The organism is Candidatus Desulfatibia sp., assembly GCF_036446775.1.
GTDB lineage: Bacteria > Desulfobacterota > Desulfobacteria > Desulfobacterales > UBA11574 > Desulfatibia_A.
Genome location: NZ_JAZFTO010000045.1, coordinates 1 through 14996, shown reverse-complemented (window position 1 = coordinate 14996; position 14996 = coordinate 1). Strand labels below are relative to the sequence as shown.

At 49.2% G+C, this 14996-nt stretch carries 9 protein-coding genes; 6 read left to right on the top strand and 3 right to left on the bottom strand.

From position 1 onward, the window contains the following. Nucleotides 1-170: 170 nt before the first annotated feature. Both V3S16_RS02095 and V3S16_RS02090 read right to left on the bottom strand, forming a co-directional pair. Entirely contained in the window at nucleotides 171-2837 is a 2667-nt protein-coding gene (locus V3S16_RS02095; RefSeq protein ID WP_413883018.1) for a valine--tRNA ligase, read from the bottom strand. Nucleotides 2838-3166: 329 nt separating this feature from the next. Further along, nucleotides 3167-3646, bottom strand: a complete 480-nt coding sequence (locus V3S16_RS02090) for a hypothetical protein (protein WP_413883017.1) — start codon at nucleotides 3644-3646, stop codon at nucleotides 3167-3169. A gap of 173 nt (nucleotides 3647-3819) precedes the next feature. On the opposite strand from V3S16_RS02090, the gene V3S16_RS02085 reads away from it, so the two are divergent. The 6 genes from V3S16_RS02085 (at nucleotide 3820) to V3S16_RS02060 (ending at nucleotide 14274) form a co-directional block, all read left to right on the top strand. After that, complete coding sequence (locus V3S16_RS02085; protein WP_413883016.1) at nucleotides 3820-4569, top strand: 16S rRNA (uracil(1498)-N(3))-methyltransferase; 750 nt, start codon at nucleotides 3820-3822, stop codon at nucleotides 4567-4569. 338 nt (nucleotides 4570-4907) lie between these two features. Next, the gene (gene recQ, locus V3S16_RS02080; RefSeq protein ID WP_413883015.1) at nucleotides 4908-6755 is read left to right on the top strand and encodes a DNA helicase RecQ; all 1848 of its coding nucleotides are present in this window, start codon (nucleotides 4908-4910) and stop codon (nucleotides 6753-6755) included. A 177-nt stretch (nucleotides 6756-6932) separates the two neighbouring features. Next, the gene (locus V3S16_RS02075) at nucleotides 6933-8030 is read left to right on the top strand and encodes an MBL fold metallo-hydrolase (RefSeq protein ID WP_413883014.1); all 1098 of its coding nucleotides are present in this window, start codon (nucleotides 6933-6935) and stop codon (nucleotides 8028-8030) included. 210 nt (nucleotides 8031-8240) lie between these two features. Beyond that, nucleotides 8241-9665: an efflux transporter outer membrane subunit gene (locus V3S16_RS02070; protein WP_413883013.1), complete on the top strand. Its 1425-nt coding sequence runs from the start codon at nucleotides 8241-8243 to the stop codon at nucleotides 9663-9665. Beyond that, nucleotides 9666-10922, top strand: a complete 1257-nt coding sequence (locus V3S16_RS02065) for an efflux RND transporter periplasmic adaptor subunit (protein WP_413883012.1) — start codon at nucleotides 9666-9668, stop codon at nucleotides 10920-10922. It abuts the gene before it with no gap. 244 nt (nucleotides 10923-11166) lie between these two features. Then, nucleotides 11167-14274 carry an efflux RND transporter permease subunit gene (locus tag V3S16_RS02060; protein WP_413883011.1) on the top strand — a complete coding sequence of 1036 codons (3108 nt, stop codon included), beginning with the start codon at nucleotides 11167-11169 and terminating at the stop codon, nucleotides 14272-14274. Here the strand turns inward: V3S16_RS02060 and V3S16_RS02055 are convergent. After that, the gene (locus V3S16_RS02055) at nucleotides 14271-14684 is read right to left on the bottom strand and encodes a hypothetical protein (RefSeq protein ID WP_413883010.1); all 414 of its coding nucleotides are present in this window, start codon (nucleotides 14682-14684) and stop codon (nucleotides 14271-14273) included. The two genes, V3S16_RS02060 and V3S16_RS02055, sit on opposite strands and share 4 nt — an antisense overlap. Between the last annotated feature and the right edge of the window lie 312 nt (nucleotides 14685-14996).

The following is a 14996-nucleotide window of genomic DNA, read 5'->3' as shown; positions in this document are numbered from 1 at the left end:
TGATTCTACTGCTTAATTTATTGATATCCATCATCATATTAGTACTCTATGAGCTTTAAACAATAGTTTTTTTCTGCCCTCTCAGCAGAAAGAAAAATATTCATTGTCTTTGCGTCCTCTGCGACTCTGCGGTGAACTATTACTATAATCTTAATTTGGATGGGAACTGGTTAGTCCGCAAGCTCTTGTATTTTTTCGAGAGTTGCCTGCAGCTTCTGTTGCTTTTCAACTGCGCGGGCATACTTTTTCTTTTCCTTTTCAACAATTTCTTCAGGAGCCTTGTTGAGAAAATTTTCATTGTCCAGCTTTTTGGAAACAGCGGCAAGTTCGCCTGTCAGCTTGGTGATTTTCTTTTCAAGGCGATTCTTTTCTTTGGCAAAATCGAGAATCCCTTCAAGAGAGACAAAAATTGAAGCACTGTCTACAATGGCGGTTGCCGCTGTCGGGGGCCTCTCCCCCGGCTCTTGGACAACGATGGATTCCAGTTTGGCCAGGTTGATGATCAGATCCTGATGCTGTTGGACGATCTTTCTGGTAGATTCATTTTGTGACTGAACCATTACGGCCAGGGATAGAGACGGAGAAATGTTCATCTCGCCCCTTACGTTTCTGATTCCTGTAATTATTCCGGATATAAGCTCCATTTTTGATTCGGAATCGATGTCACGGCGCCGGCTGTCGATACTGTCAGAGTCATCAGAGGGAAACACGGCTTGCATGATGGAACCTTCGGTTCCCGGAAGTTTGTGCCAGATCTCCTCGGTTATAAAAGGAATAAAGGGATGCAGCAGGATCGTTGTATCGCGCAGGACCCGCCATAAAACGCTCAGGGTTGCTTCGCGCCGCTGCTGGTCGGCACTGCTGTACAAGGTGGGTTTGATGGCTTCCAGATACCAGTCACAGAATTCGTGCCAGACAAACTTATAAAGTGCACTGGCGGCGTCGTTGAAGCGGTAATTGTCAAGAGCCCCGCTAACGATGTCGACTGTCCCATCGAGCCGGGATAGAATCCAGCGGTCCGGAAGTGACAAATGGTCGCGATCGATCTTTGCGTATCCGGTCTCAAGGTGCATCAAGGCGAAGCGGGTAGCATTCCAAATCTTATTGATAAAATGGCGGTAGCCTTCCACACGCTTTTCAGACATCTTGACGTCACGGCCCTGGGCGGCAAAAGCGGCCAGAGTAAACCGGAAGGCATCGGTGCCGTATTGTTCAATAACGCTTAAAGGGTCGATGACGTTCCCTGTTGATTTACTCATCTTTTTGCCGTCTTCGTCACGGACCAGGGCATGCACATACACTTCTTTAAACGGTACATCTTTCATAAAATGGATGCCCATCATCATCATGCGCGCCACCCAGAAAAAGAGAATATCAAAACCGGTAACCAGGACGGAGGTGGGATAAAATTGATTTAAAAGCTCTGTATTCTCAGGCCATCCCATGGTAGAAAAGGGCCACAGGGCGGAGCTGAACCAGGTGTCAAGGACATCGGTTTCCTGTACAAGATCTTTCCCGCTGCAGGCTGGACACGTCTGCGGCGTGTCCATGGCAACAATAACCTCCTGGCAGTCTTTACAGGTCCATGCCGGAATCTGGTGTCCCCACCATATCTGCCTCGAAATACACCAGTCTTTGATGTTATTCATCCATTCAAAATAGGTTTTGGTCCACATATCCGGAATGATTCTGGTATCACCGTTTTTGACCGCATCGATGGCTTTGGCCGCCAGCGGCTTGGCCTTTACGAACCACTGTTTTGACAGGTTGGGCTCAATAACGGCCTTGCACCGATAGCAGTGACCGACGCTGTGCTTGTAAGGCTCTACCTTGATTAGCAGACCGGCTGTCTTAAGTGCTTCCACCACCGCCTCGCGGCATTCAAAGCGGTCGAGTCCCTCAAACTTTCCGGCTGCGGATGTCATCCGGCCGTCGTCTCCGATCACTTTAACACGCTCAAGATTATGGCGCATGCCGATTTCAAAGTCATGGGGGTCATGCGCAGGCGTAACCTTCAACGCTCCGGTGCCGAATGACATATCAACGTATTTGTCCCGGATAATGGGGATTGTTCTGTTCATGAGAGGCAGCAGCACCTCGCGGTCTTCGATATCGTGGTAGCGCTCATCCTCGGGATTTACGGCCACGGCCGTATCGCCCAGCATGGTCTCGGGCCGGGTTGTGGCAATAACCACACTGCCTTTATCTTCCTTAAACGGGTAGCGGATATGATAAAGATAGCCGTCGTGCTCTTCATGGTCGACCTCAAGGTCGGCCAGGGCGGTGAAACAGCGATCGCACCAGTTTATGATGTAATTGCCGCGGTAGATAAGGCCCTCATGATAAAGCTGCACGAAAACCTTGCGGACCGCTTTTGAGAGCCCTGCATCCATGGTAAAGCGTTCCCGCTGCCAGTCGCATGAAGCACCGAGACGCTTGAGTTGATTGATTATTGCACGGCCGTACTCCTGGCGCCATTCCCAGACAGCTTCGATGAATTTTTCTCTCCCCAAACGGTGGCGGTCCAGGCCCTTGGCGGCCAGATCTTTTTCTACAACGTTCTGGGTAGCGATACCGGCGTGATCGGTACCCGGCATCCACAGGACGTTGTCACCGCGCAGTCTCCGGTAGCGGCACAGAATATCCTGCAACGTATTATTCAGAGCGTGCCCCATGTGGAGCACACCGGTAACATTGGGAGGCGGAATTACGATGGAATAGCCTGGCTTTTCACTTTTTTCCTTGGCCGAAAACAGCCCCTGACTTTCCCAGAAATCGTACCAGCGTTTTTCAACATTGTGGGGTTGATAACCTTTGTCAAGCAGATTGGAACTCATACCATATTACTCCTCAGTTAGTGTCCATCCAGAAACGGCATCTTTCAGCCCAGGGCTGCGTTCTCGCTTTTCTGCAATCCTCGGAATAGCGCGCTATGCCTGCGGCTACAGAAAACGCTCGGGCCTTGCCCTGAACCAAAATCTACCATTTCTGGATGGACACTAGTAAATGCGCGTATAGGGGGGCTCATAAAATCGTAATACGATTTCATTTCAGTTTTTAAAATTGAAAAAGGGGATTAATAATAATCCCCGATTCATTTGCCTTTGGTTCATTGCACTGCTTTAGATTCTAACCGGCAGGAAGAACGTGCTGCTCACCGGCACCATCATTTTTCATCACCCGATACTTCTTCTGTCAGGATCTTTTTTAATCGCTCTATTTCCTTGGACACGGTTTTTTCAATAACCTCGACAAGGACACTATCGATTTTATCGTAGAACATATTTTTGATTACACGCTCAAGGGCCGCATCCAGCTGCTCGCTGGACACATCTATTCCTTCAGCCGGGACGGTGTCCGCTGGTTCAGCCGCCGTTTCCTCAGGCTCGGCCGCATCCTCATCCTCTTCGTCTTCTGCGCCGATTTCCATCCCCAGCGAATCTACGAAGTCATCCTCCTCATGATCGATGTGCAGGTCATCATGTAAACCCGCGTCCAACTCGATAGTTGCTGCCAGAGGATCCTCGGCCTGATCGATGGACTCGCCGTCGTCATCCGATGCTGCGGTGATTTCCTCTGTAAGTTCCAAGATCGGCTCGTCGTCATCCGGTATTTTTTCTTGATCGGGTTGATTATTTTCGGTCATGGAACTCCTCCCGTTTGCAATAGCATTTCATCTTTTATTTGGGAATGTTTAACAACTCCTTGAAACTAAAAAAAAATAACATACAGCACGCAGCATGTCAAGATAATTGATTTTTTTGCCAAATTAAGCATAAAATAATTTGCAGAACAAACATTTAAGTACTAATAACACTTATGCGTTATTTTTTTATCGAACAGCCGGCCGTTGGCGACCCGCAGTTACTGATTACCGGCTCTGATGCCAGACATATAAGAACCGTGCTGCGTCTGAAGTCCGGCGATAAAATCGGGTTGTTTGACGGCCAAGGCTTTGAGTACCAGGCCCGGATTGTAGCTGTATCCGCCGGCAGAGTCGAGGTGTCGGTACTTCAACGCTTTCCTGTAACAGCCGAATCCCCGGTTCAAATAACTATTGCCCAGGCTTTTTTAAAAGAAAAGAAAATGGACCGCCTTGTACGGCAGCATACAGAACTTGGAATAAGTAAATGGATACCTTTTTTTGCCAAGCGTTCGGTTCCCCGTCCCAGTAAAAAAAATCTTTCAGCGCGCATGGAAAGATGGAAAAAAATTGCCAAAGAAACTCTCAAACAGTGCAAACGAGGCTGCGTTCCGCAAATCGGAGAAACTGCAACTTTTGAAGAGGTATTAAATCAAAGCCAGGCCTGTGACATAAAAATCGCTTTCTGGGAAAATGAATCGGAACCGGTAAATGCCCCTCTGCCGGAATCTGAGCTACAAATTGAAAAAATTTTTGTCTTGCTGGGTCCTGAGGGCGGTTTTACCGCCGAGGAAATTGAACAGGCCCGAGACCGGGGGTTTGTAACCGCCACATTGGGCCCCCGTATTCTGAGGGCTGAAACAGCGTCGCTGGCGGCATGTGTTCTGCTGCAATATCTTTACGGCGATATGGGAAAAAAATGGTAACCGTTCACCGGTTCGGGGTTCAGGGTTCAGGGTTCAGAGGTTTTGTGTTCACCGCAAATCTGAGCACTGAAGTCCAAATTGAGCTTTACGTAGCATTGGATCAACAATACATAACGAATGCTGAGTCAGATTTTGTATGATCATGCCGGGCGCACCTGTGCTGCCATTGGAAGTTTCATCAAGTACTTGCCGGCTTACGAGTAAGTTCAACGAAAGAAAGGTAACCCTGAACTTCTGAACTCTGAACCTGTGAACGCCGCCAGTAAAGGTTAACAAAAAAAGCAACCCTGAACTTCTGAACTCTGAACCTGTGAACGCCTACTTTTATATTTATAACAGTGAAAGGAAGGGAACAAATCTATAAACATAATTCGCCGCGGGACATTCTGCGATCCTATTTCGGCTACGACAGCTTTTTGGAGCACCAGGAAGAGATAATTCGGCATCTGACAGCCGGCCAAGACGCCTTGGTTCTTATGCCCACAGGAGGCGGCAAATCGATCTGTTATCAGATTCCGGCGATGCTGCAAAGCGGTGTAGGCGTTGTAATTTCACCCCTGATTGCCTTGATGCAGGATCAGGTGGACGCACTGCGTCAGCTGAACATCCGGGCAGATTTTTTAAACTCCAGTTTGTCAGCGCAAAAAGCCCGTGAAGTTGAAAAGCGCATAGTTTCCGGGGAACTGGATTTGCTTTATATCGCTCCGGAACGATTATTAACGGATCGGTTTCTACAGCTGCTGAATAAAACACAGGTTGCTTTGTTTGCCATTGATGAAGCGCATTGTGTTTCCCAGTGGGGACATGATTTTCGCCCGGAATATTTACAGCTTTCCATTTTATCCCAAAAGTTTCCCGAAGTGCCGCGTATAGCCCTGACAGCTACCGCCGATCAGGTAACACGTAAAGAAATATTAAAAAAGCTGAATTTGGAAACAGCGGCACAATTTATCTCCAGTTTTGACCGCCCCAACATATGTTACCGCGTCGAGATTAAACAGAATTGGAAAAAACAGCTTTTGGATTTTTTAAATACGGAACATCCCCAAGATGCTGGAATCGTATATTGTTTAACCCGCAAAAAAGTGGAAACAACCGCCGCCTGGCTGTCTGAAAAAGGTTATAAGGTGTTACCCTATCATGCGGGGTTGGATCAAAAATTGCGTTTGACGCACCAGCGACGCTTCCTCCACGAAGAAAGCGTAATTATTGTGGCGACAATTGCCTTCGGCATGGGCATTGATAAGCCCGATGTGCGTTTTATTGCTCATCTTGATTTGCCCAAAAGCTTGGAAGCTTACTATCAGGAAACCGGACGCGCGGGACGCGACGGCCACAAAGCGGATGCATGGATGATTTACAGTTTAGCCGATGTAATTGCCGTACGAACATTGCTGGACAGATCTGAGGGCGATATGCAGTTTAAAAGAATCCAGCACCGCAAACTGGAAGCCTTTTTAGGGTTTTGTGAGACCACTAAATGCCGCCGGCAGGTTTTATTGAGTTATTTTGGCGAAGAGCTATCCGGGGCTTGTGGCAATTGTGATACATGTCATGGTGAAATAGAAACCTGGGATGGAACCATTGCCGCCCAAAAAGCTCTTTCCTGTGTCTATCGGACCGGTCAGCGTTTTGGCGCTGAATATCTCAGCAATGTTCTGCGTGGATCAGACAATCAGAGAATTGGTCGCTTCCGGCATGATAAGATCCCCACATTTGGTGTCGGCGCGGACCTTTCCAAAAAAGAATGGAAGTCGATCTTTCGCCAGCTTATCGCCGCCGGTTTACTTTTTGTAGACTTAGAGAGCAAGGGGGGTTTTAAACTGACCGATAAAAGCTGGGCTGTTCTGAGGGGAGAAAAAAGTGTCCAATTCCGTAAAGATCCGGTGACCAAAAAAGAAAAGAAACCACCGCGTTTAATCAGCAAACATGAAAATGATTTTTTTGATCAAACCGCAACCGACCTTTGGGAGAAACTACGTGCCCTGCGTCTGAAACTTGCCAAAGAACAGGACATAGCACCTTTTATTGTTTTTCATGACCGCACCTTGCGAGAATTAGCGGCGTGTTTGCCCCGGTCTCTGGAAGAAATGAGAGATATATCAGGGATTGGTGAACACAAATTAGAGCTGTATGGAGAAATATTCTTAGATCTCATCCTTGAACATGTCCGGCAAAGCAATTAATATATCGAACCCAACATGAACAAACCAAAATCAAATTTAATTTGCCACAAAGGCACAAAGACACAAAGGGTATATTTATTATTGCTTCGTGTCTTGGTGTCTTAGTGGCAAGATGTAAAAAGTTTTGTCACAAAAAGCACAAATTTTACAATTAGAGTTTACTGTTGGTTATGGACAATGAACCGTAGATTCTTTATCCAGAAACTGCTTTACAGCCTACAGACCGTGTTGCTGATGCGCCTGGCGCATCCTGCGGTGCTGCCGGCAGCCATCAAGAAAATGGAGAGCGACAAACTGCACTACAGACCTTTGAACGGCCGCAGCCTTAGGGACATTGCTCTGAGAAAGGAGCATCACGGCAACGATCGTTTCATAAGCCCCGTCGGCATTCCCCGGGTGGGAAGATGGTGGCAGCTTTTGAAATGGAAACTCAGCCGAAACAGTTTCAACCGCTATCTTAAAGATCAGCCCGTCAACCGTATTGCCATTGACTGGGAACCGGTCCGCAAACACCAGGGCGTCTCGGTCACTTTTGTAAAACATGCCAGCATCCTCATAAAAGATGTCGAAAGTTATCTTTTAATTGATCCGGTGTTTTCAGATATCTATTGGTTTATTGAAGATTTTTCACCGTTCACCTTCGACCCCCGAAAGATTATCAAGCCGGATCACGTCCTGGTCACCCACGGGCACTATGACCATCTGGACAAGTCATCCCTGCGTCTTCTGGATAAAGAGACCCATGTGATCAGCCCCCTGGGCTACGACGCCGTATTCCAGGATCTTAACATGAAAAATCGAACCCGACTCGACTGGTACGAAACCTATCGCAACGGTGATAGTTCGATAACATTTCTGCCAAGCAATCACTGGACTATGCGAAACCCGCTGCGGGGCCCCAACCGGTCCCTCTGGGGCGGCTACATGATCAAAACAGCCGCCGATTACACCATTTACCTGATGGGTGATTCGGGATACTTTGACGGCTTCGAGGAGATCGGGCGAGATTTTGATATCGATCTGGCCGTCATCAATTTAGGCGCCTATGAGCCCCGCTGGTTCATGGCTTCCAGCCATATGAACCCTCGGGAAGCTGTGCGGGTGTTCAAAGAACTCAAGGCCGCCAAGCTGATGATCGTTCACTGGGGGACGTTTCGTTTGGGCGATGAACCGGTGCATTTCCCGCCGGTCGATCTGAAAAGGGAGCTGGAAAAGGAAGGACTGCTTGACCGCCTGGTCGATATCAGGCATGGTGAAACGTTTTTTATAAGATAACCTGCTCTTATTCAAAAGAGAGCTTCGAATGAAACTTCCCGCCGTCCCGTTGATGGCGGGAACGGGAAATGCAGCCTGCCCCGTGAAATGAAAAGCACATTTCACCGGGAGCGCTGTTGCATTTAATAATTACGGCTTGCGGGAAGATGATCCCCCATTATATACTGCGGATATACATTTTTATATATGCTACTGCTAAAATTGCAATAAATGATGACAATGAGGGATATTTTTTTCTACAAAGGCTTGGTGTTGTTTGCTTTCCTGACAACCGGCTTTTTCTTGGTTAGTTGCGCCTATGTCGTTGACGAAGATGTAGCTCCACTTGTTGAAGCCGGTCCGTCGTTTTCACTGCCGGTAGATGATAAAGAAAACGGGCGGCAGAAACCGTGGTGGGAAGTGTTGAATGATCCTATTCTCAACACCTTGATCACCAAAGCTCTGGCTGACAATTTTACCCTGCAGCAGGTCTATGCCAGGATCGAACAGGTCCAGGCTGCTGAAAGGCAGGCCGGATCTCTTCTGTATCCCTCGCTGACCGGTGAATTGTCCGGGACCTCGAAATGGAATGCCGATGGGAAATATACTGATAATATTACTATAGAAATGGGGCTGTCATGGGAGGTCGATTTGTGGGATCAGCGATCATCGTCAGCCAAAGCAGCGGCCTACGAGAGTCAGGCCGTCCGCGATGAATCGGCGGCTGTGGCGCTTCTGCTAAGCACCCAGGTAGCCGACACGTACTTTCAGATCATCGAACAGAGATTACAGTTAACGCTCCTTGCCCGCCAGATTGAAGTCGGCCAAACATTCCTCGAACTCATCAAACTGCGATTTGCATACGGCACCGCATCCGTGGTGGATGTCTACCAGCAGCGCCAGCAGCTTGCCGCCATCCGGACACAACTGCCGATTGTCCGGGCCCGGTTGTCCGCTCTGAACAATCGCCTCCATGTTTTTCTCGGCCTGGTACCGGCTGAAGAAAAACTGCAAAGCAGCTCTGAATTACCCCAATTGCCGCCTTTGCCGCAATTGGGTATTCCTGCCGATCTGTTAATAAACCGGCCGGATTTGAAACGCCTGCATAGACGGCTAATTGCTGCCGACTATCGCGTGGCCGCCGCAGTGGCTGATCGCCTGCCAGGGATTCGGCTGGGCGGTAATACCGGATTTCAGGGGTCAGATTTCAGCAGCGATGGTCTTTTTCTGTCTCTGTTTGGAGAAGCAATAGCTCCGCTTGTCGATTGGGGAAGGCGCAAAGCTGAAGTCGATAAGCGCAAAGCTATAGTTAAAGAAGAAATTGCCCGCTATTCCCAGGCGTACCTTGTCGCCATAGAGGAGGTGGAAAATGCCCTTTGGCGGGAAAAAGAACAAGCGGAGCTTATCAAGGCGCTTGATGATCAGCTCAGAATATCAAGAGCAAACCTGTCTGAAACCCGTAACCGCTACGTTCAGGGCCTCAGTGATTATCTGCCGGTTCTTGCGGCATTACAATCAATGCAAAACCTGGAACGGGATATTCTTTTACGACAACGGCAATTAATCTCAATCCGTATTCTGCTCTACCGGGCATTAGGCGGTTCCAACTTTCACAGCAACTTTTTGGGACCCATAAAAAAGAAAGGGGACTCATAAATGGTTAAAAGTGACAGAGGTCCTCATATAAAGTTCATTGGTTACATCTTGGTTTTTTTGGTTGCAGCCGGGACTGCATTGGGGCTGTATGCGAGCCGTCCTCAAGCCGAGAAGAGTAAGGCCAAACGCCCTGTGCCGTTGGTCAAGACCATTAAAGTTTCTCCAGGCAGCGAACAAGTATATGTCGAGGCCTTTGGAACCGTAATTCCGGCCAAGAAAATTGCGATTTTCTCGGAAGTGGAAGGCAGAATAATTGACATAAACCCGGAGTTGGTCCCCGGCGGCTTAATCAACAAAGACAGCCTGGTGGTCCGGATCGATCCGGTCGACTATGCCTTCAAGATCATTGAGCGTAAAGCGGAAGTAGCAGAGGCTCAATACAAGCTGGAGCTTGAAAAAGGCCGGCAGGTAATTGCCAAGCGGGAATGGCGCTTGCTTGAAGAGAATATTGCCGCAACTCAGACCGGCAAAAGCCTTGCCTTGCGAGAACCTCATCTGCGGAGTGTTCAGGCCCAGCTGGAAGCGGCGCTAAGCAGACTCGCTGCTGCTGAACTGGAAGAAAAACGGACAACAATCCGGGCGCCGTTCAATGCATTGATTCTGGAAGAGTTCGTCGAAAAGGGACAACTGGTCGGGCGGCAGACCCGGATTGCCACTCTGGTGGAAACGGATTATTTCTGGGTTCAGGCATCGATTCCGTTATCGCGGTTGTCGCGGATCACCTTTCCTGAAAAAACAGGCCAAAAGGGAGCCGGCGTGCGGGTCATCCTGCAAATCGATGATGGGCGATCAATTGTGCGACAGGGAACTACCTTCAAGCTGCTCGGAGACCTGGACCCCAAAGGGCGCATGGCCCGCATGCTTGTCAAGGTTAATGATCCGCTCAATTTTACGGTAAAAGGTGCCGAAAACGTTGAAGGCAAACCTGATAAAGGCAAAATTCTTTTGGGTAGTTATGTAAAAGTCGAAATAGATGCGGGCGTCTTGGACAATGTTTACGCCATACCCCGGCAGGCGCTCCGCGCAGGAGACCGTATATGGACTTTAAACCAAAAAGGTCGTTTGGATATCCGTAAGGTCCGGATCGTGTGGCGACGCCAAGACGAAATACTGGTCACCGCCGATCTAACACCTCAAGAAAGGTTAATAACGAGCCGTCTGCAATCACCTTTGCCGGGCATGAAAGTACAAAGCGATGTTGATATAACACCGACTAAGGACCAGATTAAAAACAATGGCTCTGCCAAAGGACTCTAAAGGTTCAGAGGTTCAGGGTTCAAAGGTTCAGAGGTTCAGGGTTCAGAGATTAACCCAGAACGCAGAACCTAGAACGCAGAACCCAGAATCCGAACCCAGAGCGCAGAACCTGGAACCCAGAACCTAGAACGAATAACCCAGAACGCAGAACCCAGAACGGTGAACCTACTTCGTCCAAGTACCTTTAGACTGACTTTCAGTCAGAACAGAAATCTACCGGCTTTAGCAGGTAGTGGTTTAATGTATGATACCTGAAGCGACTATAGAAAAAGGCCTTATCGCCTGGATGGCCAAAAACCATGTGGCTGCCAATCTGCTGATGCTGGTTCTGATTGTCGGCGGCCTTATGGCCGCGTCCAAAATCACGCAAGAGGTATTTCCTGAATATACACTGGATGTTGTCGATGTTTCCGTCGTCTATCCGGGCGCCAGTCCGGAAGAGGTTGAAGAAGGCATTGTCCTGGCAATAGAGCAAGAGATCCGGGCCCTGGATAATGTCGAGCGTGTAACCGCGGTTGCGCGGGAAGGGCGCGCTACAATTTCCGTGGAACTGTTAACCGGTGCCGACGCCAACAAATCGCTCCAGGATGTCAAGAATGCCGTTGATCGCATCAGTTCCCTGCCTAAAGAGGTGGAACGTCCACGGGTCAACCTTAAGACAAGACGCCGTGGAGTGCTGCGACTGGCCCTTTTTGGTGATTTGGATGAACAGGCTTTGTTCGATCTGGCCGGCAACATCCGGGAAGAACTGACCGGACTGCCGGAAATTACACAGGTGGAACTGCGGGGAGTGCGGCCACCGGAAGTAAGCGTTGAAGTTTCTCAGCATTTACTGCGCGCCCATGGGTTGACGCTGGGCGACATAGCCGCTGCAATCAGGGCCAAGGCCATAAATGTCCCGGCCGGGGGCATCAAGACCGGTGGAGGCGAGGTGCTGCTCAGAACAACCGAACGCCGTGATTTCGCAAGCGACTTTTTCGATATCGCTCTTATCAGCAAGCAAGACGGCACCGAGGTAACCTTGGGTGAAATCGCACAAATTAAGGACGGGTTTGCCGAAACCGACCGTGAAGCATACTACAACGGCCGGCGGGCCGTATTAATCCATGTTTACAGAACCGGTGACCAGACCCCCAAGGATATATCCCTGGCGGTTCGTGAATATGTCAGCAACTTAATCCCCGCTCTTCCCGAGAGCGTGAGCCTGGTTGTTTATAGCGACAGAGCCGAGCTGTATCAGGCACGGCTTGACCTGCTCCTCACCAACGGCACCATCGGGCTGATTCTGGTTCTTTTAACGCTGGGGCTTTTTTTAGAAGCACGACTGGCTTTTTGGGTTGCCATGGGAATCCCGATTTCGATTATCGGGTCCTTCATTATCCTTAAATTCATCGGCGGCAGTATCAATATGGTATCCATGTTCGCCTTTATTATCACAATAGGTATTGTGGTCGATGATGCCGTGATTGTGGGAGAAAACATATTTTACAAGCGACAGCAAGGGATTGGGCCGAGTACGGCGGCAATTACCGGAGCGCAGGAAATGTCGGCACCGGTTACTATCGCGGTGGCCACAAACATCTTCGCGTTCTTGCCCCTGTTGTTTGTTTCAGGATCAACAGGACGTTTCTTTGCGATTTTACCCGCGGTTGTTATTGCCGTATTTCTAATTTCCCTGCTGGAATGCCTCTTGGTCCTACCGGCCCATCTATCCTATCGCCACCGTGAAAAGCAGGACGCCTTTTTCGATTTTTTGGAAGCAGTGCCCAAGCGTTGCACGGCGGGTCTGGAATGGTTCATTTTAAGGTGTTTTACCCCTATTTTGCGTTTTTCTCTTGCGGCCCGGTATTTGGTTGCGGCGATTGCGCTGGGTGTACTTATCATCGCCTATGCCTATTGGGACAGCGGCTGGATCGATTTTTCCTTCCGTCCCCGCATTCAAACGAATCGCATCGATGCGGAGATAGAATTACCTTACGGCGCACCGGTTGAAGATGTACGGCGTATTGCCCGGCTTGTTGAAGAGGGTGGCATGCGGGCCATCGAAAAAAGCGGCGGCCCGGACATCCTGGTGGGTGTCATGACCGATATAGGGCGCCGGGGGAGCAACACCGCTGAAGTTACCTTCAACCTTGTACCGCAGGACCAGCGGCAGATTACCCCGCGTCAATTCAGTCTGATGTGGCGCAATGAAGTTGGCGAGATTGCCGGGCTGGAAAGCCTCTTTTTTGATTATTTAATAGGGCCCGGCGGCTCGTCTGCCATCAACGTGGAGTTGACCCACCCGGACCCGCATATCCTGGAGCTTGCAGCAACCGATCTGGCAGGGGCAGTGGCCAATTACAGCGGAGTAACGGATATCGACGACGGCTTTGCCCGCGGCAAGCCCCAGCTTGATTTCACAATGCGGGCTGAGGGTCGCTCCATGGGCCTGAGCGCTCGAGAGCTGGGCAATCAGGTGAGACATGCATTCTATGGCGCTGAAGCGCTACGGCAGCAGCGGGGGCGAGATGAGGTCAAGGTCATGGTGCGCTTGCCCGCATCCGAAAGAAGATCCCTGTTCAACCTGGAAGAGTTGCTGATCTATACGCCGGATGGGGGTGAAATTCCCTTTGCCAGAGCCGCCCGCGTTAAAAGCAGCCGCGCCTATACCGAAATCAAGCGCGTGGACGGCAAACGGGTCCTGAATGTGACGGCCAACGTGGTGCCCGGCCAAGCCAATGAGAATAAAATTTTGGCTGGTCTCAAAGCCGACTACTTGCCTCAACTCCCGGCCAAATATCCCGGCCTGAAGTATTCGTTTCAAGGACGTCAGCGTGAACGACGCCGATCGGTTCAAGATTTGTTTTATGGTCTCGGACTTGCTCTGCCCGGAATATTCTGTCTTCTGACGATTCTGTTCAGGAGTTATATCCAGGCACTTTTCGTAATGATAAGTATTCCTTTCGGTCTTGTCAGTGCCCTGATCGGGCATGTGATCATGGGTTATGATCTTTCCATTATCAGTGTTTTCGGCATGATCGCTCTCTGCGGAATTGTGGTCAATGGCGGTTTGGTGCTGACGGTTACAGCCAACCGTTTCCGCGATGAGGGTGAATCCGCTGCAGAAGCGGCCTTCAAAGCGGCAATCAGAAGGTTCCGGCCCATTATTCTGACCGCTCTCACCACCTTTTTTGGTTTAGCCCCCATGATTTTCGAGCAGTCGGTTCAGGCCCGTTTTCTGGTTCCCATGGCTATTTCCCTGGGGTACGGCGTTCTGTTCACTACGGCTGTGATCCTGCTGTTGATGCCGGTGCTCTATGTCATCCACCAGGACATACGTAATTTGCTGAACGACAACAACAAGCGCTAACATTTATGGGCGAACCCCCATGAGAATGAAAGACCGAACTCTTCCTTACCGCCGATCCTAACCGCTGCAAGAAAAGCAGAAGCCAGCCATTTTTTCATGCCGGCCTTAGTCACCAGGTCGCTGTAAAATTTTAGATCCACACGTTCTCTTTCAATATCGTTCCCTCGCTCTCCGTAGGCATAGCAAAGATCATGCGGCAAACAGCATTTATAGGTAATGTCTTCCCAATTACAGCCCGTAAAGAAACCCATTATTTCATCAGGCAGACCGGAACATCCATCGAACTTCCAGCTTTTGTATCTATCCGGATCAGCTGCAATGCGCGCGATTAAATAGTCCAGTTCAAAATGTTTGCATAATTTTACAGCTTCGTCTGTTGTGATAATATCTCCAATCTCCGGGAATCTCATTTTAGCTCCATTATGAATTTTATTTAGCCCTGAAAAACCTGGTCCTCTGGACCTCCGGCTCGTAGAGCCTACGCCTCGGAGAGCCAGGTTAGAGATATCTGGCTCTGCCGTGGAGTTTTGTGTCTAAAATCACAAATTCCAAGCACCAAACATTAAATAAATCACAAATCACAAGCACCAAATTTCAAATAAATCACAAATTCCAAGTCTCAAATTCCAAACAAGGGCTAAAACTATTTTTTTTATTCTTTTGTTTGTTATTTGTTTTTTCGGTCATTGGAATTTATTTGTTATTTGTATTTTGTTATTTGG

Excerpts from the sequence above, each read along its gene's own strand:
- V3S16_RS02095 (WP_413883018.1), bottom strand. The coding sequence starts at position 2,837 with ATGAGTTCCAATCTGCTTGACAAAGGTTATCAACCCCACAATGTTGAA.
- V3S16_RS02090 (WP_413883017.1), bottom strand. The coding sequence starts at position 3,646 with ATGACCGAAAATAATCAACCCGATCAAGAAAAAATACCGGATGACGAC.
- V3S16_RS02085 (WP_413883016.1), top strand. The coding sequence starts at position 3,820 with ATGCGTTATTTTTTTATCGAACAGCCGGCCGTTGGCGACCCGCAGTTA.
- V3S16_RS02075 (WP_413883014.1), top strand. The coding sequence starts at position 6,933 with ATGAACCGTAGATTCTTTATCCAGAAACTGCTTTACAGCCTACAGACC.
- V3S16_RS02070 (WP_413883013.1), top strand. The coding sequence starts at position 8,241 with ATGATGACAATGAGGGATATTTTTTTCTACAAAGGCTTGGTGTTGTTT.
- V3S16_RS02065 (WP_413883012.1), top strand. The coding sequence starts at position 9,666 with ATGGTTAAAAGTGACAGAGGTCCTCATATAAAGTTCATTGGTTACATC.
- V3S16_RS02060 (WP_413883011.1), top strand. The coding sequence starts at position 11,167 with ATGATACCTGAAGCGACTATAGAAAAAGGCCTTATCGCCTGGATGGCC.
- V3S16_RS02055 (WP_413883010.1), bottom strand. The coding sequence starts at position 14,684 with ATGAGATTCCCGGAGATTGGAGATATTATCACAACAGACGAAGCTGTA.